The organism is Acinetobacter sp. 25-47-130, assembly GCF_056779705.1.
Genome location: NZ_JBWYII010000010.1, coordinates 105,314 through 131,255 on the forward strand (window position 1 = coordinate 105,314; position 25,942 = coordinate 131,255).

25 protein-coding genes are annotated in these 25,942 nt (G+C 36.8%); 2 read left to right on the forward strand and 23 right to left on the reverse strand.

The features are described 5' to 3' along the window. Positions 1–3: 3 nt before the first annotated feature. On the reverse strand, positions 4–453 hold the full coding sequence (locus AC1M83_RS11805; protein WP_092767707.1) for a MarR family winged helix-turn-helix transcriptional regulator: 450 nt from the start codon (positions 451–453) through the stop codon (positions 4–6). A 174-nt stretch (positions 454–627) separates the two neighbouring features. Here AC1M83_RS11805 and AC1M83_RS11810 point away from each other — a divergent pair, with 174 nt between their 5' ends. Further along, entirely contained in the window at positions 628–1,989 is a 1,362-nt protein-coding gene (locus AC1M83_RS11810; protein WP_092767705.1) for a spinster family MFS transporter, read from the forward strand. 604 nt (positions 1,990–2,593) lie between these two features. On the opposite strand, the gene AC1M83_RS11815 is transcribed toward AC1M83_RS11810, so the two are convergent. The 17 genes from AC1M83_RS11815 to AC1M83_RS11895 all read right to left on the reverse strand — a co-directional run bounded on the left by AC1M83_RS11815 (position 2,594) and on the right by AC1M83_RS11895 (position 19,471). After that, complete coding sequence (locus tag AC1M83_RS11815) at positions 2,594–3,580, reverse strand: TauD/TfdA family dioxygenase (protein ID WP_092767703.1); 987 nt, start codon at positions 3,578–3,580, stop codon at positions 2,594–2,596. 17 nt (positions 3,581–3,597) lie between these two features. Continuing rightward, the gene (locus tag AC1M83_RS11820) at positions 3,598–4,341 is read right to left on the reverse strand and encodes a class II aldolase/adducin family protein (protein ID WP_228143120.1); all 744 of its coding nucleotides are present in this window, start codon (positions 4,339–4,341) and stop codon (positions 3,598–3,600) included. Further along, the gene (locus AC1M83_RS11825) at positions 4,331–5,332 is read right to left on the reverse strand and encodes a ketopantoate reductase family protein (RefSeq protein WP_481590750.1); all 1,002 of its coding nucleotides are present in this window, start codon (positions 5,330–5,332) and stop codon (positions 4,331–4,333) included. Before AC1M83_RS11825 ends, AC1M83_RS11820 begins: the two co-directional genes overlap by 11 nt. A gap of 38 nt (positions 5,333–5,370) precedes the next feature. Continuing rightward, positions 5,371–6,144 carry an ABC transporter ATP-binding protein gene (locus AC1M83_RS11830; RefSeq protein ID WP_481590751.1) on the reverse strand — a complete coding sequence of 258 codons (774 nt, stop codon included), beginning with the start codon at positions 6,142–6,144 and terminating at the stop codon, positions 5,371–5,373. Continuing rightward, on the reverse strand, positions 6,141–7,943 hold the full coding sequence (locus AC1M83_RS11835) for a branched-chain amino acid ABC transporter ATP-binding protein/permease (protein ID WP_092767697.1): 1,803 nt from the start codon (positions 7,941–7,943) through the stop codon (positions 6,141–6,143). Before AC1M83_RS11835 ends, AC1M83_RS11830 begins: the two co-directional genes overlap by 4 nt. Continuing rightward, positions 7,940–8,977: a branched-chain amino acid ABC transporter permease gene (locus tag AC1M83_RS11840; protein ID WP_481590752.1), complete on the reverse strand. Its 1,038-nt coding sequence runs from the start codon at positions 8,975–8,977 to the stop codon at positions 7,940–7,942. The genes AC1M83_RS11835 and AC1M83_RS11840 overlap by 4 nt, the downstream gene beginning before the upstream one ends. An 88-nt stretch (positions 8,978–9,065) precedes the next feature. Beyond that, positions 9,066–10,208 carry an ABC transporter substrate-binding protein gene (locus AC1M83_RS11845; RefSeq protein ID WP_180028233.1) on the reverse strand — a complete coding sequence of 381 codons (1,143 nt, stop codon included), beginning with the start codon at positions 10,206–10,208 and terminating at the stop codon, positions 9,066–9,068. Between the two features lie 35 nt (positions 10,209–10,243). Then, a complete protein-coding gene (locus AC1M83_RS11850) occupies positions 10,244–11,479 on the reverse strand; it encodes an OprD family outer membrane porin (RefSeq protein ID WP_035266345.1) in 1,236 nt (411 codons plus the stop codon). A 226-nt stretch (positions 11,480–11,705) separates the two neighbouring features. Further along, entirely contained in the window at positions 11,706–12,668 is a 963-nt protein-coding gene (locus AC1M83_RS11855) for a p-hydroxyphenylacetate 3-hydroxylase reductase component (protein WP_481590753.1), read from the reverse strand. A gap of 49 nt (positions 12,669–12,717) precedes the next feature. Continuing rightward, positions 12,718–13,671, reverse strand: coding sequence for a PDR/VanB family oxidoreductase (locus tag AC1M83_RS11860; RefSeq protein ID WP_481590754.1), 954 nt, complete (start codon positions 13,669–13,671; stop codon positions 12,718–12,720). 30 nt (positions 13,672–13,701) lie between these two features. Further along, a complete protein-coding gene (locus tag AC1M83_RS11865; RefSeq protein ID WP_092767689.1) occupies positions 13,702–14,439 on the reverse strand; it encodes an SDR family NAD(P)-dependent oxidoreductase in 738 nt (245 codons plus the stop codon). 9 nt (positions 14,440–14,448) lie between these two features. Further along, positions 14,449–14,934, reverse strand: coding sequence for an aromatic-ring-hydroxylating dioxygenase subunit beta (locus tag AC1M83_RS11870; protein ID WP_481590755.1), 486 nt, complete (start codon positions 14,932–14,934; stop codon positions 14,449–14,451). A gap of 10 nt (positions 14,935–14,944) precedes the next feature. Beyond that, positions 14,945–16,222 carry an aromatic ring-hydroxylating oxygenase subunit alpha gene (locus AC1M83_RS11875; RefSeq protein WP_035266339.1) on the reverse strand — a complete coding sequence of 426 codons (1,278 nt, stop codon included), beginning with the start codon at positions 16,220–16,222 and terminating at the stop codon, positions 14,945–14,947. 30 nt (positions 16,223–16,252) lie between these two features. Beyond that, positions 16,253–16,789 (reverse strand): nuclear transport factor 2 family protein, encoded by a 537-nt coding sequence (locus tag AC1M83_RS11880; RefSeq protein WP_180028236.1) that lies wholly within the window; start codon positions 16,787–16,789, stop codon positions 16,253–16,255. 10 nt (positions 16,790–16,799) lie between these two features. Continuing rightward, on the reverse strand, positions 16,800–17,159 hold the full coding sequence (locus AC1M83_RS11885) for a hypothetical protein (protein ID WP_035266405.1): 360 nt from the start codon (positions 17,157–17,159) through the stop codon (positions 16,800–16,802). A gap of 24 nt (positions 17,160–17,183) precedes the next feature. After that, positions 17,184–18,341: an acyl-CoA dehydrogenase family protein gene (locus AC1M83_RS11890; protein WP_092767682.1), complete on the reverse strand. Its 1,158-nt coding sequence runs from the start codon at positions 18,339–18,341 to the stop codon at positions 17,184–17,186. Continuing rightward, entirely contained in the window at positions 18,338–19,471 is a 1,134-nt protein-coding gene (locus tag AC1M83_RS11895; RefSeq protein ID WP_481590756.1) for an amidase, read from the reverse strand. Before AC1M83_RS11895 ends, AC1M83_RS11890 begins: the two co-directional genes overlap by 4 nt. A gap of 138 nt (positions 19,472–19,609) precedes the next feature. On the opposite strand from AC1M83_RS11895, the gene AC1M83_RS11900 reads away from it, so the two are divergent. Further along, the gene (locus tag AC1M83_RS11900; protein ID WP_092767678.1) at positions 19,610–20,077 is read left to right on the forward strand and encodes a MarR family winged helix-turn-helix transcriptional regulator; all 468 of its coding nucleotides are present in this window, start codon (positions 19,610–19,612) and stop codon (positions 20,075–20,077) included. A gap of 30 nt (positions 20,078–20,107) precedes the next feature. On the opposite strand, the gene AC1M83_RS11905 is transcribed toward AC1M83_RS11900, so the two are convergent. From AC1M83_RS11905 to AC1M83_RS11925, 5 genes are all read right to left on the reverse strand, one after another. After that, positions 20,108–21,094, reverse strand: a complete 987-nt coding sequence (locus tag AC1M83_RS11905) for a 3-hydroxybutyryl-CoA dehydrogenase (protein ID WP_171260716.1) — start codon at positions 21,092–21,094, stop codon at positions 20,108–20,110. Beyond that, positions 21,085–22,200, reverse strand: coding sequence for an NAD/NADP octopine/nopaline dehydrogenase family protein (locus AC1M83_RS11910; protein ID WP_481587687.1), 1,116 nt, complete (start codon positions 22,198–22,200; stop codon positions 21,085–21,087). The genes AC1M83_RS11905 and AC1M83_RS11910 overlap by 10 nt, the downstream gene beginning before the upstream one ends. A gap of 89 nt (positions 22,201–22,289) precedes the next feature. Beyond that, a complete protein-coding gene (locus tag AC1M83_RS11915) occupies positions 22,290–23,282 on the reverse strand; it encodes a helix-turn-helix transcriptional regulator (RefSeq protein ID WP_481590757.1) in 993 nt (330 codons plus the stop codon). 36 nt (positions 23,283–23,318) lie between these two features. Beyond that, positions 23,319–24,665, reverse strand: a complete 1,347-nt coding sequence (locus AC1M83_RS11920; RefSeq protein ID WP_481589338.1) for a spinster family MFS transporter — start codon at positions 24,663–24,665, stop codon at positions 23,319–23,321. Positions 24,666–24,833: 168 nt separating this feature from the next. After that, positions 24,834–25,724 (reverse strand): LysR family transcriptional regulator, encoded by an 891-nt coding sequence (locus AC1M83_RS11925; RefSeq protein WP_035266330.1) that lies wholly within the window; start codon positions 25,722–25,724, stop codon positions 24,834–24,836. Positions 25,725–25,942: the final 218 nt, after the last annotated feature.

Below are 25,942 nucleotides of genomic sequence, written 5' to 3' on the forward strand. Positions count from 1 at the left end.
AAATTATTCTTCATTAATTTTTTTCATCCAATTCCTGACGATTCTTATTTCACTTTCACTAAAACCATCGACTAGAGAATCTTCTAAACGATCAATAGCATCACCACAATCTTCCATAAGTTTTTTCCCTAAATCTGATATCTCAATTAATTGAATTTTCTTATTCGTAGAATGAGAAGTTTTATAGAGAATATTTTGTTTTTCTAATTTTGAGATCATCAAATTTACTGTTTGCGGTGTTAATGAAGCAAAACGTGCTATTTCCGCATTTGTGAAACCTGGGTAAGTCAAAATAATTTTCAAAATTGTGAACTGTGGTGGAGTGATTGAATATTCAGCAAGTACACGCTCCATTTTTAAACGATATACATGGGATGTCTTTCTTAATAAAAATCCAAGGTAACCCGATTCATTATCAAATATTTCAGGTGAATTCGTATTTTTTTTAAACATACCTATTGCCCTTTTATAAAATCATAAATATTATCAGCATGCTGATAAAAAAGTATTTGAGTTTAACTTTTCATTATATATGACTAATGCTGCTTAAATTTGAATACCTAGTCACAGTTTAGCTAAAAAAATAATGGAATAAAAATCAAACCCTTAAGGATATAGGATACGAAAATGCAGAATACTCTAAATGCTGAAGAACCCGCTTCGGTCAAAAAAAATACGAGATACGCTTGGTACGTAGTCACACTATGTATGTTGGCTTATATATTTTCTTATATTGATCGACAAATTTTAGTCTTGATGATTGAACCGATCAAAGCAGATTTAAATTTAACTGATACTCAGTTTAGTCTATTGCACGGTTTAGCTTTTTCCCTATTTTACGCATTTATGGGATTGCCTATCGCTTATTTAGCAGACCGATTTTCCCGACCAAAAATTATTGCAATTGGCATTATTTTTTGGAGCTTAGCAACAGCGGCTTGTGGTCTAAGTAAAAACTTCATTCAACTTTTTCTTTCAAGAATGGGGATTGGCATTGGTGAAGCAGCATTATCACCCGCAGCATATTCCATGTTTAGTGATATGTTCAGTAAAGACAAATTAGGTAAAGCCGTTGGTATTTACTCCATTGGTTCTTTTATCGGTGGAGGGATGGCTTTTCTCGTTGGCGGCTATGTGATCAGCTTATTAAAAGATGCAACGTTTATTGATGTTCCTTTACTCGGCATGATGAAGGCTTGGCAAGTTGCCTTTATTCTCGTTGGATTGCCAGGCGTTTTTATTGGTCTTTTATTTATTTTAACAGTAAGAGATCCGCAACGAACAGGACAAAAACTCGATGCCTCAGGTAATGTCGTAAAAGTTAAATTTACGGATTCTTTTAAATTCTTAAAAAAGCACAGTAAGACATTTACTTGTCACTACATGGGCTTCACATTCTATGCAATGGCATTGTTTTGTGTCATGAGCTGGTCACCTGCATTTTATATGCGTAACTTTGGTCTGAGTCCTGTTGAAACAGGTTATATGTTAGGAATGATTCTACTTATCGCAAACACATCTGGCGTTTTCTTTGCAGGCTGGTTAACTGACTATCTGACTAGTAAAGGTCGACGTGATGCTGCAATGTATGCTGGTTATTTAGGTGGTTTAGGAATTATCTTACCGATTATTAGCTATACATTAGTAGACTCACTGTGGTTATCTGTTGCTATTTTTACAGTGGCTATGTTCTTTGCATCTTTCCCAATGCCAACCTCAACAGCAGCTATGCAAATTTTAGCTCCAAATCAATTACGAGCTCAAATTTCTGCAATTTTCTTGTTAATCAGCAGCTTAATTGGTTTAGGTATTGGAACAACTTTAGTCGCATTAATTACCGATAAAGTATTCGGGGATACCAACATGGTGGGTTATTCAATTTCAATCGTAGGTGGATTCTCAGCGTTATTGACTATTATTTTACTCAAAACAGGATGTAAACATTTTGTGAAAAGTCTAGATGTAGAAAAAGATGAAATGGTCAGATAAGAAGTGATTTGTGCAAAATTACATAAAGCATTTTCTAAAATCTAAGCTCATATTTAGTTTATTTTAGAAAAAGAACTCGAACATCTGTTCGAGTTCTTTTTTCTCAACTGAGAATCAATAATGATTAAACTAATCAAAGGTAGAAAAAAATAATCAAAGTCTACTTGTTGCAAGCCAAAGCCGCATTATGATGAATACCCATGTCCGATGCCCGATTAAATAAAGATAAACGACGTATTCCCTGTCAGGTCTAGGCTTTCAATATTTTTCGTTTGAAGAGCAGATTATTCTCCCTACTTGAATAGAAATCACTCTCAAATTTAATAAAATGCGTTCAGGACTGCTGAATGAGGAAAACTCACTTCCAGAAGCTGATTTAACTTAACTCATTCAAAGTGTGAATATTGTTAGACGATATAATGCCGAACCATATAGCGCGTTAACAAAAAAAGAATATTGTTTAGGTGATCAATCAGATGAGTGCGTAATTATTATTTATACTCATCTCTAAATCAGATTCAGTCTTACAACTTTTGAGTAATCGCAAAAAAAAAGACTCGGCCTTAAAAGTCCGAGTCAGGTTGTAGTCAAATAATAGCATTTTTTAAGAAAGATTTACTTTTTGAATACCATTTCTACCTGGGAAATCCTTGGCTAAAGATCGGGCATTAGGCATTTTTAACCATAATCTTAATAATTTTCTTCGCTTTGAGATGTCTTCATCATCTATAAATGACGATCGTGAATGCATTACACAATAGTTATTACAGAACTGCATATCACCCGGTTCAAGCATCATATCTAGTCTGAGATCAGGATCTTGTATGTATTGATCGAAAATATCAAGCGCATCGACTTGAACTCTGGATAAAGGTATTCCTTTTCGCTCATGTCCTAGTTCAATATATGCTCTTAAGTAACGGCAACTTAATTTATTGTCATAAAAGCTAAATATAGGCGTGAGTGTTGGTTCTGAGTCACCAAGATGATCACAATAAGTCGGATGATAATAATAACCTAGATATTCAGGATAATTTTCTAAAATTCTATTGTAGACTGTGGCAGCACTGACGAGACTACTCAATCCTCCACTCATTGCTTTTCTAATTGATAGCAATCCAACTACGTCAGATAAGTCAGTGTGGTAAGGGAGATATGCGTTTGTTTCATAAACTCGCGTTGATTTGTTATTAAGATCACCAACGTTTTCTACTTTACCCAATAAATCGCCTTTAGGATTTTGGGTAACGGGTTGACCCATATACATGCCTATTAAATAGTAAATAATCGCCAATTGGCGTTCACTAAATTTAGAGACATCCAAACCTTTTAATAGAAAGAAACCATATCCATTCTCAAGCTCATCGGCATATTTTTTAAATTCAGATAAAACTTGTGAATTATTAATCGTTAAATGCGTGTTATTCAATTGATCAATTTCTAGATCTTGTTGTTCTATCAATTGCAAATTTTGGCTTAATTCATGAAGCATTTCTTCGCTTAAATAATAAATCCAATCTGTCTGATTTTTTAGGTCTTTGCCCACCCATGCCGACTTATGACTGATTTTCTCTTTTAATATCGTATTCATCGCAATTTATCCCTGAACTAGTGTTTGTTTTCCTGCATTTTTCGGACCATCGCATTAAAAAACTTATCTGCGAAAGCACTTTCTTGAATTAACATTTGAGTTAAGTCTGCACACTTCTGTTTTACGATATGATCTAATTCAACATCGTCACCACGCATTGAATCCGCTTGGCATTGTATTTCTGCCGCTCGTTGAACTGTCCAGAGTAGGAAAAAAGCTTTTTCAATCGTACTCTCTCCCACAGCTACACCATGATTTCTAAGTACCAGAATGTGATGATCACCTAAACTTTTGATCATTCTTTGTTTTTCTTCTTCGAATAGGGTAATGCCTTCAAAGGCATGATAGCCTACCCGACCATATAACTGCGCACCATAAAAATTGTCATTTTTAAAGCCATCTTTCTTTTGTGCAATGGCACTGATTGGTGTGGTATGTGTATGTATTAAACATCGAATATCATCACGAGCACCATGAACAGCACTATGTAAAGCAAATCCTGCAGGATTGGCATCATATTCAGAATGAATCACTTTATTACCGTTTAAATCAACTTTTAATAAATTTTCGGGTGTGATTTCCGTATAGTTCAAGCCGAAAGGATTTACTAAATAATAGTGTTCAGCTCCTGGTAAGCGCGCTGAGACATGATTAAAAATTGTTTCCGTCCAACCAAAATAATCAATAAGGTGATAACAATTCGCTAATTTAACTCTGAGCGCCCATTCAGCTTCAGACACATTCAATACATTATTTTTCATCTTCATTATTCCTTGTTCTGGCTTGTTCGCTTAAATAGACCGTTAATTCATATATAAGTTTGGATGTCGGCATCGGACATTCATAAGCATCTGCCAATTCAAATACAGCTTCTGCAATGGGTGCTAACTCTAAAGGGCGATGATTTTTGTAGTCATGCCACATTGATGTATATGTTTCCCCCATCTCTGAACCTAACTTTAAAAATGTGTTTGGGTCGATATTGATACGAGCGCCATAGCAAGCCGCAACAGCTCGAACTTCATATAAAATTTGTTGCGTAATTCGAATTAAATTTTGATCAGCATAAATTTTACTTAGCGGAGCATCAGCCACAACCGATAATGGATTGGAGCTCAAGTTAGCCATAACCTTGGTCCAAATTTGATCTCGGATGTTCTCTACGGGTCGTGCTTCAATACTTGTATTTTCAAACAATTCAACAAGCGCATGTAATCGTTCAGTCATTTGATGACTCGGCTCACCAAAGATCAACAAATATGGATTGTCTGATTTAACCTCATTTCCATTGACACTTTGCGCTGTAATAAATACGACAGCGCCAATTAAATGTTCTAATGGAAAATGGTCATTTAAAACGCCCTGTTGATCTAAACAATTTATGCTTGAATGTTCAGAGTTATTCTCTAAACCGTAAAAATACCAAAAGGGTATTCCATTCATTAACGGCACGATGACTGTCGCGTTATGCATATAACGCTTCAGCTGAGTTGAAATTTCATATAAAGCGTTAAACTTGGTTGCTATAAATATAAAATCCTGTTTTTCAATGCATTCTTCAGTATCCACAATTCGAGATGGATGTACTTGAAATTCACCCAGTACATCTTTTAAATGAATCCCTTTTTGCTTTAGCGTTTCGACTTTTTCCCCTCTCGCTAGAACAGTGACTTGGTGTCCTGCTAGCGTTAATCTAGCAGCAAATACACAGCCTATGGCTCCAGCACCATATACCAAAATTTTTTTTGACATACATTCAAATCCCTGAAAATCGTATGATTTGTTATGTTCTATATAGCTAATACGTCTTGATGCTTACTATTAATTCCTAAGTAACTTTCGATGATTCTTGGATCTTCAACTAAATCAGAGCCCTTTCCTTCCATTGAAAGCTCTCCCATTTCTAAGACATAAGCATAATCTGCAAGTTTTAAAGCAGCTCTAGCATTCTGCTCAACTAACAAGATAGACACGCCATGTCCTCTTAATTGGTCAATCACCTTAAAAATTTCTCGGGTGATGAGTGGCGCTAATCCCAAACTCGGCTCGTCAAGCATCAACAATTTAGGTTTAGCCATGAGTGCACGACCTACTGCAAGCATTTGTCGTTCACCACCAGAAAGTGTTCCTGCTTGCTGTGATCGTCTTTCTTTCAAACGAGGAAAAATGTCATACACTTCATCTAAAGTGCTCAAAATCTCTTTGTCTCTTTGGCGATAGCGTTGAAAAGCGCCAAGCATAAGATTGTCTTCAATAGACATTGTTCCAAATAACTCTCGTTTTTCAGGCACTAATCCAAGCCCACGAATGACCATTTGCTCAACCTGTGGACATTGCTCCACATGTCCATCGAAATCGACGTGTCCTTTAGAACCCAGCACCCCCATAATTGCAGACAATAAAGTTGTTTTACCCGCACCATTTGGACCAACAACAGAAACAATTTGACCTTGATTAACACGCATATTAAAATTTGAAAGCGCTTCGACTTTTCCGTAAGCAACACTCAAATTATTTACTTCTAGCAGAGGCGTGCCCTCTTGATTTCCAAGCATTGTGATCATGCAGCACCTCCTAAATAAGCTTCCAATACAGCTTCATTTTTTTGAATTTCTTCTGGTAATCCTTCAGCAATTTTTTGACCGAACTCCATGACCACAATTCGGTCTGCGAGATTCATGACAAAGTCCATATCATGCTCGACCAAGAGAATTGCCATACCTTCAGCACGTAATTTAGATAGAAGTTCAGCTAAGGCTTGTTTCTCTTTAAATCTTAATCCTGCTGCGGGCTCATCAAGTAGTAATAAGCTTGGGTTCGCACATAAAGCACGTGCAATTTCTAAAATACGTTGCTGCCCGAGTGCTAAACTGCCAGCTTCAACATACAAATATTCTCCAAGCCCTACACGTTCTAGTTGATATTTAGCCTCATTGAGAAGTTCATTTTCTTCAACTCGATCAAGAAGTAACATGGATGAGATGACACTTTTTTCTCCGCGCAAATGTGCACCTATAGCTGTATTTTCTAATACTGTCATTTCAGGTAATATTTTTACGTGTTGGAATGTGCGACTTAATCCTAATTTGGCAATTTCTCTGGATGGTATGCCATTTATTTTTTTACCTTTAAATAAAACTTCACCACTTGTTGGAACATCTACACCTGATATTTGATTGAACATGGTACTTTTACCAGCACCATTCGGACCTATTAAAGCGAGAACCTCTCCAGCGTGAATTTTCAGATTCATTTCATTGTTCGCAACTAAGCCCCCAAATTTTTTCGTGATGTTCTTCGCATCTAATATCAATTCACCCTTGTTGATTTGATTTTCTACTTTGTCCATTTGAGGAATGGGGTGGATTGAAGGATATAAATCTACAGGCTTATATTTATTTGGGATCAACTTAGTAATAAATGACCAAATCCCTGATGGTGCTTTTTGCATCAATACAACAATGATTAATCCAAATACGATTGTTTCATAATGACCTTGTCCGCCAAAAATAATAGGCAAAGCATCTTGCAACCATTGGCGTACCATGGTGAATATGCCTGCACCTAATATTGCACCCCAAATACTACCGACACCGCCTAACAACGCCATAAACAAGTAGTCGATACCCATTTGGAGTCCAAAAGGTGTCGGGTTAATAAAAGTTTGCGTGTGTGCATAAAGCCACCCTGAAATTGATGCAAAAATTGCAGCAATCACAAAGATGATCATTTTTGCTCTAAACGTATTTACTCCCATAGACTCAGCCATTACTTGTCCGCCTTTCAAAGCGCGGATTGCTCGACCCTCTCGAGAATTTAAAAGATTTTTTGTCAAAATAATGGCAATAAATACAATGAGCCAAATGAGGTAGAACATTTTATTGCCATTATCAAAGGCAAATCCTGCGATAGAGATAGAGGGAATATTCGAAATTCCAGAATGCCCACCTAAAGTTTCAATGGTCGAAAAGAAATAATAAAGTGAAATGCCCCAAGCGATCGTACCTAAAGGCAGATAATGCCCTGAAAGTTTTAGTGTTAAGCCACCCACCAAAATCGCAGATGCGACTGTAATGACTATTCCGAGCAGAAGTCCAAACCAAGGATTACCACCTGTCCATGCGAGGAAACTTGGTAATTGTTCAGTCACAGTTAAGTAAGCAGTTGCGTATGCGCCAATTCCAACTAAGGCTGCTTGACCAAATGTAGTCATGCCTCCAACGCCTGTCACCAATACAAGACCTAACACGACTAATGCATTTAGACCAATATAGTTCAATAACGTGACTTGATAGGTCGGTAAAAAAAATGGGCTGATGAATACAATTAGCGCAAATATAAAGAAATAAGTTTTTGATTTCATTCTTCATCCTCCTCAACATGACGAGTTGTGAGTGATTTCCAAAGTAAGAAAGGAATAATTAATGTAAAGACGATGATTTCTTTGTAATCACTTGCCCAAAACATGGAGAAAGACTCAATAACACCAACAATCACGGCACCAATTGCTGCGACTGGGAAGCTGATTAGTCCTCCAATGATTGCCCCTACAAATCCCTTCAGACTTAAAATAAATCCTGAGTCGTAATACAGGGTTGTGATCGGTGCAATTAAAATGCCTGATAAGGTTCCGATAAATGTAGCTAAAACAAAAGTCAGTTTGCCCGCAAAGATTGGAGAAATACCCATGAGCTGTGCACCGATTCGATTGACAGCGGTTGCATGCAATGCCTTGCCATAGAGTGTTTTTTCAAAGAAATACCAAAGCACTAAAATCATCACAAAGAATGAAGCGATAATGATCAAAGTTTGACTACTTAAAACAAGAGTTCCAATCTCAAAGCTTTTGTCACTAAACGGTTGTGTTTGAGCACCATTTGGACCGAATATCACGAGTCCTAAACCGACTAATGCCACATGAACCGCTATCGACACGATCAATAAAACTAAAGGTTTGGCTGCCACTAAAGGTTGAAAAAAAGTGCGATACATTTGAGGACCAAGCGGTGTAATCACAGCCAAAGTCAATAAAACTTGAATTGGCATTGGAAGCGTCGCTAAAGGTAGTGTGTACATCGCGATAACGATCAAAGAAATATAAATCAATGACGCAATAAAAATTTTGATATTAAATGTCTGATTTTTAAAAAATTTAGCGTATAAATCCAGACTTGTATTGACAATAAAAAACGCAACGACCAGCCAAACTATTAAGCTTGGAATACCTGCTTGAATGGATGCCAAAGTCAATGCACCAAATACAGCAAATTCACCCAATGGAATAAGTAATATCCGAGTGACAGTAAAAACCAAAATGATACATAGCGCTAATAATGCATAAATAGCACCACTGGTAATACCATCCTGCCCCAAAATTAACGCGATATTTAAATCCATAACATCTTCCTACCCTTTTTTGAGGATGAATTTACCTAGAGCGACATATGCATATCGCTCTGAGTTCATTTATGATGAAAAGCTAAATTTACTTCAGTAGTTTCCACTGACCATTTTTAACAATGATCATTTCACGCCCACGCTTGTCAAATCCACTATGATCAGATGGGCTCATGTTATACACGCCTTGAGTTCCTGCGACTTCTTTTGTAGATTCCAATGCATCACGTAGAGCTTCACGGAATTGCACGGTGCCAGGCTTTGCTTTTTTCAAAGCAGTCGGTACAGCTTTTTCAAGCAAAATACCTGCGTCATACACATTTGCCCCGAAAGTTGCAGGTGTTTGTTTATATTTTGCTTTATAATCATTGATATATTTAGTAGCAATTTTCTTAGAAGGATGTGTATTAGATACTTCATTTAAAACAAGCATTAAACTGGCAGCTAAAATCGTATTTTCTACTTTCTTGCCACCCATTTTTAAATATTGATCTAAAGCCGCACCATGCGTTTGATAAATTTGCCCTCGATAGCCTCGATCATATAAAGCAGTTTGTGGAGGCACTGCTGAACTACCTGGTGCTGCAACTAGAATTGCCTGTGGTTTTTTACTTATGAGTTTTAACGCTTGACCAGTTAGAGAGGTATCTTGACGTTGAAATGATTCTTGAGCAACGATTTTAATCCCATTTTTCTTTGCTAAATTCGCTAAGACTTTTCCCCAGTTTTCTCCATACGGATCAGCAGTACCGATAAATCCTAGAGTTGTAATTTTTCGCTTCACCATATCTTGCACAAGCGCTTCTGCGATGATTTCATCATTCTGAGTGGTCTTAAACACCCATTTTTTTTGATCCGTCATTGGCATGACTATCGTAGAAGTACCAACAGGTGCAAGAAGAGGTACTTTCGCTTTAGCAATTGTCCCTATCACTGCAGAAGCATTTGGTGAACCAGAAGGACCAATAATTGCATCAACTTTGTTTTCTTTAATTAGTTTCTCGACAGCTTTGACAGATGCTGTAGGATCACTCGCATCATCAAGAGAAATATATCGAACGTTCTCATTACCAATTTTTTTAGGTAATAAAGCAACTGTATTTTTTTGTGGTATACCTACCATAGCTACAGGTCCGGATGATGATGTCACAACTCCAATCGTGATATCAGCTTGAGCATAAGTGGCAATTGCGATTAAGCTTGTTGATAATAATAATTTTTTAAACATCATATAATCTCCAGTTTGTCCATTAACTGTTTATGTAATTAGAATTTATAGCTATATGTAGTAATGATTCGATTTTCAACAAAATCATTACCATTGGTTGTTCCTGCACCATATTTAGTAGTCGTGTCGATATACCTCCATTCTATACCCAACCCTTTAAAAGACCCTTCTGGAACGGTGTAGCCGACAATGAAATTAGCTTCAGTTTCTTTATTATCTGGTAGGCCATTACGCTCTATGTTCGTACCATATAAATAACGCAAAGTCGTTCTTAAACCCGGCAAACCAACATTTTTAAAGTCATAAGAATAAAGTGCATGATAAGTAAGTTCTTCAGGTTTGATGAAACCTAAAGTTGACCAAGTATGTAGGAAAGGTTGAGGAGCGAATCCATCAAATGTTGGAAAATTGGTATCCCCGGAATTTTTTTGAACACCTGCAGCAAAACTATGTGAGCCATTTTGAATGTTGGCCTGAACGCCAAATGTTTTGCTATCTATGTTTCCATAGTATTTGTCACCAGCTTCACTGTTATGGAAATAACGTGCATCTAATTTGATTTTAGAGTCGCCAATTTGAGTGTTATATGCTGCATTTAAATAATGTTGGTTATAAATATCTTCGAGCTGACCAAACCAGTAAGAGCCTGAAATTTTAGGGCTAAAATTATAGTCTAAACCAACATAACTTAAACCATTACTTTCTATTCTTGCTTTACCTGGTGCAAACAAGCTTAGTTTTTCAAATTCATCATCATTACGCGCGTTTATATGAGTGATTCTTCCAGCTGAAAATTTTAAATTTTGAATCGCTTTCGTTTCAAATGCCGCACCAGCATATGTTGTCACCAACTGACGTGAATCATCAATAAATGCAACAGGTGTTCTTGGCGAAAGTTCCCCAACTAATAGCTCAGAATCTTTATATTTCAGCTTTAAGGTTGCACCAAATTTATTATAACTACGTTCTTGCTCATTTTTTATGGGATCAAATGGTAAGATCGAATCAGACCTTTCAGCATTATGATTTGATAATCTTAGTGCGTAACTTGAAGTCACGTCAAAACCCACCTGAACGGGTGTATTGGTATAACCTGAACTAAACTTTAGACCTAATGCTTGTGACCAACTACCAACATCAGGCTGTGTTGTGTTATTTCGATCAATAAAGAAATTTCTTAAATTTATTGTCGTTTGACTATCTTTTACCAAGTCCGCATAAACTGCTGTATTACAGCAAATTGCTAGTATTGCAAATGTAGGTAACTTTTTCACTCAACTTCCCCTTAGTTTTTTACTGATTTTCTCACTCAACCCTGTTTAATTTTTTCTATTCAGCTATATGAAATTTCATATATTCAACCCAATTCTTTTCCAATTCCATAGAAAATTCAATTTTCTTTTAAGTATATTTATATACCTTAATTAATAATTAAATCCCTTTTAAATCTTTATAGATTGAAAAAAAGGCCAAATGATCTAACATTTAGCCCAATTTGATTTAATGAATACCCGCAATATCTTTTAGAATGGTGATAAAAGTATTCTTTTCTTGGTCACTGTATTTTGCAAATACTTCATTTTGATGCTCATCAGCTATATCAAATAAATAATGTGCGGTTTTTTTACCTTTATCCGTTAATTGGTAGAATTCTTCTGTTTCGACTAGTAGCTCATCTTTCTTAAGGATTTCCGCTGCTCTTTCTATTTCTCGCATAGGCATTGCTATATCACGTGGCAAATCATCTTTGCATGAACTTGCACCACTGCCTAGCACTAAAAGCATTCGAGCTTCACTCGTTCTAAAACCTGTGACTAATTGCTTTGGGATGTAATCATTTTGATAAAACTTGAATGCTCGACTCATGAGATAGGCAACATTATTATATAAGTTACCTTGATATAGTTGACCCAAATCATCAGTTTGGACCGGATTTGAATCTTTAATTCTTAACATTGGGTGTGGTGTTACTGCTGAGTACGCACCCTGGTGATATACTAATGGACTACGACCTTCATCTTGAAAATTAACGACCTTTCCAATTATAATCCAGTGATCCCCGCCTTCTACAATTTGAAATAATTCACATTCAAAAACAGCAGAGCAATTTTCCAGAACTGGAGCATTACCTAAACCCAAACGGTAGTTTGCTCCTTCGAATTTATCAATATTGCGTTTAGCAAATTTATTCGATACCTCGATTTGAGATCCAGATAAAATATTGACTGCAAAATGACTAGAGTTTTTAAAAACTTCAAAACTGGTCGATTTTTTATCAATACTCCACAAGATTAAAGGTGGGTCTAATGAAACTGAGTTAAAACTATTGGCAGTTACACCCACTTTTTCACCTTGCGCATTTTGCGCTGTAATAATGGTAACCCCAGTTGCAAAATTACCGAGTGCTCTGCGGAATTTCATCGGATCAATAGCTTGTTCTTCCGATTTTTGATAACTATTCATTCCCTTCTCCTGAATCCCAAAATGACCTTCCATGATGGCAATTCAACTATTAAATATCTAAAACTAATCTCGGTGTTTTTGATCGAGAACAACACACTAAAATCTGCTCATTACTTTCTTTTTCTTCGTCAGTAAAGTAGACGTCTCGATGATCGGGTTCGCCTTCAAGCACATCACACATACACGTTCCACAGACGCCCTGTTCACACGATAACTCGACTTTAATCCCTTCTCGCGCTAAGGCTTGCAAAATAGTTTCCTCTGGAGCGACTTGAATCGTTTTACCACTTTGTTGTGCAACAACTTCAAAACTAGCGCCACCTAAATCAATATCTACCTGAAAATATTCTTTATGTAATTGATCGGAACTAAAACCCCTAGACTCAGCAAGATTAATAATCCAATCCATAAATCCATTAGGACCACAGGTATATAAATGTGAATCTTTGGCAATATCTTTCATTGCGTGATCAAAAAATTCACGATGATTTGCACCATCATCTTTAAAATGGAAAGTTGTATAACTCGCTAAGGGACCTTGCTTGATTTCATCTACAAATGCAGCGGTTTGTTTAGAAGCTGCACAATAATGCAATTCAAATGACTTATCGTTATTTAATAAATCATAAGCCATGGTAATTAACGGTGTAATCCCAATACCACCACCAACTAAAATGCTGTGAGATGCATCTAACAATGGGAACAAATTTTTAGGATGGCTGACTTGTAGTTGCATCCCTTCAAAGATGTCATTAAACGCCGACAGTGACCCCCCTCTTGATGCTTCGTCTTTTAAGATCCCTAGTCGAAAAACACCTTTTAAACTAGGATCTTGACATAGAGAATACTGACGGATTAACCCATTAGGCAGGAATAGATCGATATGTGATCCAGCTTCGATTTCAGGTAATGGAGACTCAGTTGCTGAAATTAAATCTAAGACAACAACATTTTCCGCTTCTACTGATCTTTTATTTACTATTACGGAGTATTTTTCGTTCATAGTTTTCCCCCTTTATGACTAAGCAAATGCTTAGCGCATAAATAGTCCTCCGTTAATATCCCATGTTGCTCCTGTCACAAAAGCTGCTTGTGGGGATGCTAACAAAGCACAAGTTTCAGCGATAAAACTCATACTGCCTAAAGCCTTGACAGGAATGTTATTGATAAACGCTTCCATTTTTTCATCTGAAACAACGCTGTGTACTATTGGAGACTCCATTGGTCCTGGTGCTACGGCATTTACTGTCACACCTTTAGCGGCAAATTCTTTTGCAAAAATTTTAGTCAAAGTTACGATTGCCCCTTTTGAAGCTGCATAATGCGCTCCCGTTGCAGTACCACCATTCTGACCAGCCAATGAAGCCATGTTGATAATTCGACCAAAGCCTTTAGATGCCATATATTGACCAATAATTTGGCATGACTGAAAGGTTCCTCGTTGGTTGACTTGTGTCACCCAATCAAAATCACTCGCAGTGATTTCAAGGACAGGAGTTGCTTTAGTTACTGTGGCGTTATTGATTAAAACATCCAACTTGTTGAAATGAGTTTCAATCCAACTCACTGCTTCTCTAAAGTCCTGCTCTACTGATATATCCAGTTTTAAGGGATACATTTGCGAGGGATACTGACTCGCAGCTTTAGCACTTTCCGCTTTTTCTAAGGTACTTGCAGTTAAAATAACTTGATGCCCTTGTTCAGCAAAATATTCAGCAATCACATTACCTAAACCAGAGGCAGCACCAGTAACCAAAACAACTTGTGACATGGTCACCTCCTATAGAATGTAACTGATACCAGCTAAGGTATCTGTCGAATTGACTAGATTGATAATTTTACGGTCTATTTTGAGTTCGCCATTCTCTTGACGTATTAGCTCATAAATCACATCAGCAGTGTAATGACGTAAATTTTCTTTGCGGAACTCTCTTAAATTTTGTGCACAGCGTAAAATTATCTTGTGATCAGTTTCTTCAATAATTCGCACACGTGACAGGCTACGAACAGTATTGGCTTTGGGAGCTGTCGAGATTGCTTCACCATTTTCTAAACGCTCTACACGTAATTGACGCATGTGGTGATTGTCATATGCATAGTTCAAATGGTTTTCGTAATCTGTCAATGATGGATCTATTGGAATGATGTACTTACCATTTTCATTCCATAAACTTAACCATGCTTGATACTCTGAATGATCTAACATGTCAGCTTCAGCCCAAATGAATGCTGTAACTTCGTTCAAAAGATTTAAATTAATTTTCATGCTCTTCCCCTTAAGCCGTCATCAACTTTTTCCATTGTTGGTAAGCGCCACGCATGCCTGTTTCAGCACTCACGTCACTCTTCAGACCATCTTCAGTTTTGACTTCTCCTGGTAAACCACGGTTCAACATGATCCAAAGATCATTGCCCGCATTTGCACCATGCTGTACACGCTCCCAAGCTTCCGCATCATCTGGCGTACCAAAACCGAAAGGACCTTGGAAATGTTCATGTAGACGTAGGCGATATTGGTTGGCAATTTGTGGTCCACCATCCATCGTAATCACTGAGTGGTGAATTTCAGTTTTATCTACCGCTAATGGTTGCATTACACGGAAGAACGCCATAGAACATGCAATGTTAGGGAAAATATTTAAGTTAAAGCCCGAACCACCGACAGCACGGCAAATTCGACGAACTTCAAGTTCCTCATGACCTTCTTCACGTAGCGCTTGGGCAAGTTCTTCAAAACGCTCTTGGATTGGTCGCTCCATCAACTCTTCATCAAGATCTACCAGTTCTGGAATCATCACCATCACGCTGTGACCATTTCCTAGATCTTCAACATAGCCTGGTTGATTTTCAAAGTTGAAAAGCTCTTCTGTTTTTTCGTCTACAGAACTTAAGAATGATTTATGAACTAATGGGAAATGATACGCGTCAGTTGTATTTTCCAACTGAATTTTCCAGTTACCTGGGAATGTAAAACGATGTTCACCTAATACTTTAACTGGATAACCTGCGCCTTGCTTCATGAATAGATCAATCCACTTTTTCGCAGCACCTAAAAAGTCTTCTAATGGCTCAATATCGTCTTTGAAGGTCGCAAAGATCATGCCGTTATATTCTTCTACACGTAGGCTGATCAGTGGAAATTCAGATTTATCTAAACATTCACCATAACTTTCAGGTGAAGGAACGCCACGCAATGTACCATCCAAAGCGTAACTCCAACCATGATATGGACATACAAAGCTATTCGTTTTGCCTTTTTTATGCTCACAAACTGTAGCAGCACGATGGCGACAGCGGTTAAGTAAGACGTGGACTTTTTTCTTACGATCTCGTACAGCAACTACAGGTTGTTTACCAATATTAATCGTTTTATAACTACCAGCATCTGGAATTTCACTTGCATGAGCAACCCAAACCCAAGTGCTGTAGAAAATTTTTTCCATTTCATCTTCAAAGATTTGTGCATCTTTATATAAAGAGGTATGCACTCGGTCACTTTGAACTAATTCATTGTAATCAATTTCAATATTTTGAACTGGTATTGCACTATTCATCATGTATTCCCTTATAACTGTTTATGCAACTCAACCGACTAAATTTGATTGCGGTACTGGTAACTCATCATCACTGGTCCAATGCGTTACTGGTCGACTGAAAATATTTTCTGTTTGGAAGTGTTTGATTTTCCAAATGCCATTATTTTGTTGCTTAAAACGGATTGTCAGTTTGGCTGCATTCAAGTGGCTTGCACCCGTTTTGAAAGTTGATGTTTGCAACATCAACCAGTGACCAACAGCCACATCACCCTCAATATAAATTTGTTCAGAATTCACAAAATGTGCATTCATAACAAAATGCGAGTCCTTCAGCGTGTATGTTTTAAACATGTCATATACTGCCTGCCAAGACTCAAGCCGACCAAATGACTGGGCGTATTTTTTCCCTACCCCCTCCCAAATACACTCACGATCAAATAAATCCATCAGCGCTTCTAAATTTGTGTTTTGATTAAGTTCATCACAAATTTCCATATAGCGATTTAGGCAATTACGAATTTGATTCTGCGCTTCCAACTGTTGAAGACGTTGAAGAATGCTTTTGAGTTCATTAGAGTCGACCATATCGATATCCTTATCGTTGAATAATTAATTCACGACCAACTCTTGCTTCAACTTTGCAATACTTCCAAAGTTTATATGGACCTTCTCCGACCACAGTCGTACGGAATAAATTACATGCAGCATGAACTGTTTCAATATCAGGTACATCAGCCAATAAATAGGTTGTCCAAGGCCAACCCGTACTTGCACCTACCATGCTTTGATCATCATCTAAGTTGCCGTATACATGAACGCCAGGTAAATCATGGATACCATTCCACATTTCACCAAATGCTGCCCATACTGCTTTTGCTTCTGCTGGCTCTGCATCAAAGAAGTTTTGGTTAATCCCCATACAGAACAATACGCGTAATGATTTTTTAGCTTCCATTTCGATTTCCTTCTTTTCGGTCATTTATAAATATCCAGGTGTCGGATTAAGCCCAAAGCTCATCGCACCAGCATTTTGTAAAGTTGCATCACCCATAAATGCATGCTGTGTCACGACATTCGTGTCATTCACAAAGCGACTAAATGGATGGTTGGTATAAATGGCAGTCATGCCAGCTAACATTTGCATTTTGCGGGTGACCTTTGCACAGACTCTTGCCGCATGTGTACAAGATAGACGCATATCACTAATTAAATGTGGCGCAGGTTTTCGCCCGTTGAGTACTTCTTCCCATACAATATCCATGGTGTTGTAGAACCATGTTCTTGCAGCTAGGAACTCAGCTTCAGCTTTCGCAAATTCGTACTGAGTGATAGGTCGATTAGCAATTTCTGCACCTCCAGTAATCGACGACTTACCTGGAGCTAATTTTCTAAATTCTTCCAATGACGCCGAGGCTACGCCAATTCCGACTACGGTGAGGACTTGAGTCGCCAAAGAGAGGGATGGATATTTGAAAAATGGTTCGCTGAGTTTAGATGGCTCACCCCGAACAAAAGTCCAATGCTCAGGTACAAGTACATTATCGACAATGAGATCGTGACTACCTGTGCCTTTTAAACCTACTGTATCCCACGTCATTTCAATTTGTGCTTTATGCGCTGGTAAAACAGCCATACGTGGTAAGCCATGAGATTCATTATCTTTGATCGGGGCAATGCCTACACCAACGATATCTGCACCTTTACAACCACTTGAGAATTTCCAACGGCCTTTTACAACTAAACCCTCATTGGTCACTTGAGCAGCTTGCGGTGGAAAAATTCCACCAGCAAAAACGATATCTGGACCATTTTTATAAAGTTCGGAAAGTGTCTCTTCAGGTAAACTCCCAAGATAAGCTGGGCTCATACCAAAACTTGCAACCCAACCTACTGATCCATCTGCTTTAGAGAGCCTTTCAATAAGTTCACAAAACGTACGCGGTGAAACCTCATCACCACCGAAACGTTTAGGAACTAAAGCACGATATACCCCAATTGATTTCAGTTTTTGAATAATGTCTTGACTCACGTATGCTTGTTCGTCAAATTCACCTGAACACGCTCGCTGTCTAATCTCTTGACATAATTCTTCAAGATCAATCAAGCTCTCTGTTTGATCTTTGGCTAAATTGCTCATTTGCCACCTCCTTGTGAATGCTTCGTAATATCGACAATGTGTTGTGCAATAGCACACAATTTTTCATCTTCACCATGCTTAGCAATTAATTGCATACCGACAGGTAAGCCATTTGATGTTTCATATGGAATCGTGAGCGCTGGATGGCCCGATAGATTGAATGGTCGCACGAGCTTAGTTAAATTGAGGAAAGCAACAGTATTTTCAGCTTCGTCTAATTTAGGTGGAAATTGAGGTAGTGTCGGCAGTATCAAAACATCAACATTGTTGAGTAAATCATTGATCTGCTCTGTGAATTGAGTTCTTATTAATTCAGCATTTTCTACATCTTTTTGAGTGGTTTCAGATGCTTTTAATAAACGCTGATGAACATCATTGGCTAGAAGTCCAGTTTGAGTAAGATCATGATATGCACCCCAAGTTTCGTAATTAATGATCGACATACCTGCTTGATATGCCTCATCAATATTGTCTATGAATAGATTTTTTTGAGGTAAATCAATTTTTGTTAACTCAGCATCTAAGACACGCCAAATTTCAGATTCCGCTTCGACACGTAATATTCCTAATTGAATCTGCTGTAGATCGATTTGGATTTCTTTAAATGTAGGATCAATGATCTGCATAGCAAGAATCAGATTGTTGATATCTGATGCGAATGGTCCGACGCAGTCTAAAGTGGTATCTTTTGGCCAAACACCATCACGACTTACACGACCAAATGAAGGTTTTAATCCATACACTCCACAGCAAGCGGCTGGCATACGAATTGAGCCACCTGTATCCGTACCAATACTGAAGTCCGCTATATCTGCCGCAATAGCTGCAGCCGAACCACTGGAAGAGCCTCCAGGAATAAGTTGCGGATATTTAACATTTAAAGGTGTTCCGAAGTTTTTGTTTATTCCAGTTATACCGAATGCAAGTTCATGAAGATGAGTTTTTCCAATAATTTTGCAATCACTGCTGAGTATATTTTTTATAATTTCAGCATGTGAAAATGCAGGGCATGCTCCACTGCGCGCCTGAGTTCCAAGTGTCGTCACTTCATTTTGTATATCAATTGAGTCTTTAACCACGACTCTAATTTTTCCATCTCCTAAAGAGAGACTTCTAGATATAATATTCAATTCACTTTTCCATGTATTTTTATACTCAACATCAATATCTGAAAAATTAATGTATTTGTCAAGTTATTTTGAAATAAAATAATCTTTGTCTTTTTTCTTGTATAATCAATTATATTTTTTTAAGTTTAATTGCTGCTCATGTTAAAAAATTTTGAAAATTATTTGCCAAATAACGATCCCAAAAGTTTGGAAAATTTCCCATTTTTTTGGATATCTCAAGTTAATGGTAAGTATTCCCAATTGATTGATAAATCTTTAAAAAAAATCGGTCTCGATAATACAAAAAGAAAAATCATTTTGAGTACAAATGCTCTCGGTGAAGCCAATATCACTGAAATAGCAAATTTAGCAACAATCAAATTAACAACTGCAACTAAGGCAATCTATAGATTAGTCGAAGAAGGTATAGTTGAAGTTTTCTCATCCCCTCATGATGAAAGGATTTCTATGGTGAAGCTCACTGAAAAAGGATATGGTCTTGTGGATGAAATTAATCAGATCAATCGTGTTACTTTAGCTGGTATATTAAATTCTTTTGATGAACAAGAACTTGAGTCACTAAATTTACAATTAAAGAAAATATTCAATTTAATGCCAAATAGGTAAAAAGACTAAAATCTTTTTACCTACTAACGCTTATTTCATAATTTCATATTGTGGAATAAGCTGATTAAATCGCAAATTTTCAGCGAATTTTGATATGACATTTAGTTTATATTGATAAATATCCATGCTTTCATATTTGTAAAAACCTGATAGTTCTCTAATACCATTTCTATTTTCCCTCATATTTTTTTTGATAATATCAGGGGCTTTGTAACGCTCACCAAGTTCTTCTCTCAAATACTCAGAAGCATGATACAAAATATCTCCTCCACCCCAATCGATAAACTCTAGCATACCTAACACTGAAAAACGCAAACCAAAACCTGTACGAATCGCTTTATCAATATCCTCAGCACTTGCTACGTTTTCTTCAACCATTCTCGCTGCTTCATTCATTGCCAATGCTTGAATTCTTGGAACAATGTATCCAGCAACTGCATTACAAATCACAGGGACTTTACCAATTGCCTCAAGTAATGTTTTTAGTTTTTCTACTACTATATCAGCAGTATGCTCAGATCGGCTTAGCTCAACTAAAGGCATTAAATATCCAGGATTAAGCCAATGCGCATTAACAATACGTTCTGGATGAGAAATTAATTTTGCTATATCAGTGACCAAAAAGGTCGAAGTCGTTGATGCCACAATACAGTTTTTAGAAATTAAGGGTTCCAACCACCGAAAACAGTGTTGTTTATGAGTCATTATTTCAGGTACACCTTCAATAATTAATTCACAATTTTTCCAATCAATAGTTTGATTATCTTTGAAATAGAAATGAATTCTTTCTTTTAATACTTTACATTGATCATTCACTAACATCCCGATATGTTCTAAGAGATGCAACTCTTGTTCGAGGCTGTCATTCCATTTTTGCAGAAATTCATTTTTTTCTGCTGGGTTTCGATCTTTTACGTCTACAAGTGCAATCTCAATTCCTGCATATGCGAATGCGATCGCAATCGCATTACCCATTCTGCCTGCACCTACAATAATAATATTTTTAATCATGCAGATTGCTCTCCGGAGTTCAACAGGTGTTTTAATTGTTGCTGTGTTAAATCAAATAACCCTAAATTTTCAAGAGTGCGACCCTCACTATACAAATCCCTACCAGTAATTGATGATGCGATATTCAGAAGCCCTTCAGCAATCGGCGTTTTGACTCCAACATACTTACCAACCGATACAATAAATGACAGGCCTAATCGTGTGTCTTCGAGCATATACCGATGTGAATGTAAATCTATTTTCTCACGCCAATCGCCACTGTCAGTCAACTTACCATGTGCCCCCCTACCATACATCCACTCATCTCCTTCACCCTCTTTATTGTAGTGATCTGCGAGTGGGAAATGCTGTTTCGAGTATCCCAATGCTTCACGAATATTCATTCGCTCTTGATCTAATAAGCTCGTTACTCTCCTCACTGAAGGTTGAGTACCTTCATTATGAATATCCCATACATCAAAATGTTCTAAAGGTGCAGCATTGAGCATAATTAATGGAGGATGAATAATGGGTCCTGCATTCATTAAAGCTCCACTCAAAGCATCCTCTATAGGCTCGATGCTGTCATAAGCTTGCTTTAATACTCTAATAGCATGATCTTTTAATTTTGCTGGATAGACCCCAGTAGGCAATCTCGTCGCATATACACTAATCACGATAGAATTCGGACTATGTTTTCTTACTAAATATGGCAACGTACCCGTTTCTGCAAAAGCCACGTCAGACTTATTCCCAACTTTAAGCATTGCTTGAGCAAATAGGTATGTTCCAAAAGTACCTGGGGGTAAAAATACGACTTGACCAGATGTTAAGTAGGGTGCTATTTCAATCGATAAATCTTCATGGCTTGTTGCGGGTAAAGGAATAATAATCAATTCAGCGTTTTCAATAGCTTTGGATAAATCAGTTTCAAGTTGAATTTTTTGATGTTCATCCCCAACAGATACTGTTCTAGTGCCACGAAAGTCTTTTACAGTAAGCTCACCATATTTCGCTAATTCTTTTAGTGAATCTCGATCTCTTCGCCATAATTTAACTTCGTGATTTTTTTCCGCCATTTCCACTGCTGATGCATAACATCCATGTCCACCGCCGAGAACTGTGATTTTCATTTTTTTCCCTTACATATTTTATTGTGTATTGTGATAGTAGGAAAGATTCTTCCTTTTGCTCGCGTCAAAAAGCGGTACTGCTATTCGAATTACGAATTTATTTCTATTAATTTGTTTTGTTTCACGGTTTCTGAAGGCGTGCATCCATAACGTTTTTTATAAAGTCGAGTAAAGTGTCCAAAGCTTCTTACACCATGAGCATTAAAGATATCAATTATAGGCTGATCAACCTGAGTGTGTTTAAGTTCTTGATGAACTCGGTCCAATTTGATTGATGTCATGAAACTGAGAGGCGTTTGGTTCAAATAGGTATTAAATCCCTTTTGAAGCGTTCTTACCGAGACTTTTACAAGCCTCGCAACTTCCTCAATCGAGATTGCTTCCATATAATGTTGCTCAATCAAATGAGCTGCATTTTTGATATAACTTGGGATGAGTTGATTTTTTTTATCTGCGATTCTTTCACTGAAATTATGTGGAATTTTGATCAATAATAACTCAGTCAAATATGAACTAAAGCTATCAGAAATTTGCCACCAGTTTTCAATATTTGAATATGCAAAGCATAAGTAGTTCAGGGTTTCTAAAATTGAAATTCTTTCTTCAGATGTATAGGAAATGCCACTATCGAAAATAAGATTTTTTTGAGGGATATATCCCAACAAGCGATATAAAACAGTGTTGATCAACTCATGATCAATTTTTAATATGATATTTCTACATTTGGCTTGGAGTTCAATTCTATTTTCAAAATGAGGATGAGAAACTGTAAGTAATCCAGGACGTTGTTGATAAGTTGAATGATCATATTTGACTTTACATTCCCCTTCCAAATTAAATCTAAACAGATAACTTTGACACTCAGCACCAAAACTAATTTGAACTGGAGCATTGTAACTTAATTCAAATAGTGCAACTTGACCAAATGAAAACCCACTTAATTTTACTTCTAAAGATTCATCATTCAATACTTCAAATTGATGAGGGCACAAGTATTGTCCTATCACATCTTTAATCTGAAAATAATCTTTTGAAGACAATAAGTTGAATTTCTTTAAAAGTTTCAGATTCGATAAATACATGATAGGTGTACCCTCATTATTTTATTCAGACATGATTTATTTAGACTCAACTTGCAAACTATTTTCGAAGGCTTTACAACCCACTTTCAATAATACAAAGCACAATACGCATGATATTGCACCAACGATAGATATCGATGAACCGACCATTAAAGGATTTTCAAAAATACGATCCGTAATTAAAGCCACTAATGTGGTACCAATACCTAAAGCAATCAAATTACTGATGAGTAAAAAGATAGATGAGATTTGGGCACGTAATTGATTTGGCGAAAGCATTTGCATTGCTGTTGTTGAGATCGGCATTGGGAAAGAAGCGAAAAACATTGCAACAACCAACAATGTAACTGATAGCCATAATTCATTAACTTGTGAAAACAAAATCATTGGAATAATCAGACCTACGATTCCAATCACACCCACAAACATAGGTGAATCTTTTCTGCCTTTTTGAATAAAATAATCATTCATCCAACCAGCCGCAAATACACCTAAAGTATTTGAAATCAGTAACACGGCACCCAACATATAGCCCACTTCAGTGGCTGTCATATTATAATGTCGTATGTAAAATGCAGGTGTCCAGCTAATTAAGCAAAACAATGCCATGGCATAAAAAGTAAATCCTAAATAATGACATGTAAATGTTTTTTTATGCTTTTTCAGGAATTTAAAAGTATCACTCAGCTTTACTTTTACCACGTTCCCCTGCGCATCGACCATCTGCCCTTTACGCTTAGGATCTTTAACAGTTAAAAGTACCAATATGCCAATAATTACTCCTGGTAAACCTACTAAAATAAACGCCACTTGCCATGCCTTTAACATTCCAAATAAGGGTACAGCGATAAGAGACATGTCCTTGAGTAATCCAATGACAAAACCACCTACTAAGAATGCGATTCCCCCACCAACAAAAGATCCAATCGAATAAATAGCGACAGCTCGTCCCAATTTATCTTTTGCAAACATATCACTAAACATTGAATAGGCTGCAGGTGACAAAGCAGCTTCACCAATTCCTACACCCATTCTGCTCAAAAACAACTGGATAAAGTTCTTACTTAAACCACATAAAGCTGTTGCAATGCTCCAAAATACAATCCCGGCAGCAATTAATTTTGGTCTTGAGAATCGATCTGCGATATAAGCCAGCGGCAGCCCCATGAATGCATAAAATAAAGAAAAAGCTAGTCCATGGAGTAGACTAAATTGCGTGTCTGTTAAATTCAAATCTGCTTTTATCGGTTCAATCATCAAAGCCAAAATTTGACGATCGATAAAAGAAAATATATATGCAATCATGCAAAGTATTACAACATACCAAGCATAAATATCCTTCTTTTTTGCATCATTGCTCTTTAACTCGGAAATTTTTTCCATCGAAATCATCCTAAATATTTTATAGATCAGCGCTATCCCTATGACAAATCCATGCCAATTTATGCTGATTTATAAAATAAATATCATTTTTAACACTATTATTCTATTTATTTTTCCATTAAATATTGCATATAAATAGATATTTTATATTAATCTAATCTAAAAAAATTAGTTCATGCTCTTCAATTCGTCTAGATAATCTAATATTTGTTTTATGTATTCATTATTATCGATACTTCTATAGGCAACTGTAATTGGACTTTCAGCCTCATTATCTAGAATAGGTATAAACTTCAAATTTTTCATACCTATAGAGCATGCACTCTTTGGAATAATACACCCCCCCTCACCAGATGACACCATCCCCAATGCCATATGGATTTCTCTCGTCTCGATCAGATTTTGGGGAATTAAGTCAAGTTCAGAGAATATTCCTTGAACAAAAGTTGAGAAGTTTGGTTTAGGAGTATTTGGATATATATAAATATGTTCGTTAACCAATTGTGATAAATGTACTTCCTTAACATTTTGGGTCACTAACGTATGATCTTTGTGCACTGCTAAAAAAAGTTGCTCTCTTTCGATCACTATTCTTTTTATTGAAGGATCACTAATTCCTAATCGACCAAACCCAATATCAATTTTTCCCAATTTCAAAGCTTCTACCTGATCCCTGGTTCCGCATTCCACCAATTCAACTTTTATATTTGCAATATGCTTTCTTAAATAATCAATAATCTCAGGTAATTTCCAATAAAAAAGCGAACCAACATATCCAATTCGTACCGTAGTATCTGTCACTTTATATCGATTTACCATCGATTTAGCATGTGCTGTTAAGGTCAGTATCTGTACAGCATATTGGTAAAAAAACTCTCCAACTTCAGTTGTTTTGATCGGTCTCATGCCTCTTTCAAATAATACGACACCTAACTCTGACTCTAAGTTTTTGATTTGTCGTGTAAGTGGTGGTTGTGCGATACATAACTTCTCAGCAGCTTTTGTAATACTTTTTTCTTCGACCACAGTAGCAAAATACTTTAATGTTCTTAATTCCATTGAAATTTCCTTAATCCATACTTTTTTAGTATTTTAATATACTACTTAACCTCTATTTTCAATACTTTATTTCAAATAAGGTATTTAGCATATATTAATGGAATATATTGCTGCATGTACAAAAATATTGAAACCTTGCTCGTTGAAATCCCGACGATCCGCCCACACAAGATGGCGGTCGCAACGATGCAAACTCAAACCTTAGTCCTCATTAAAAT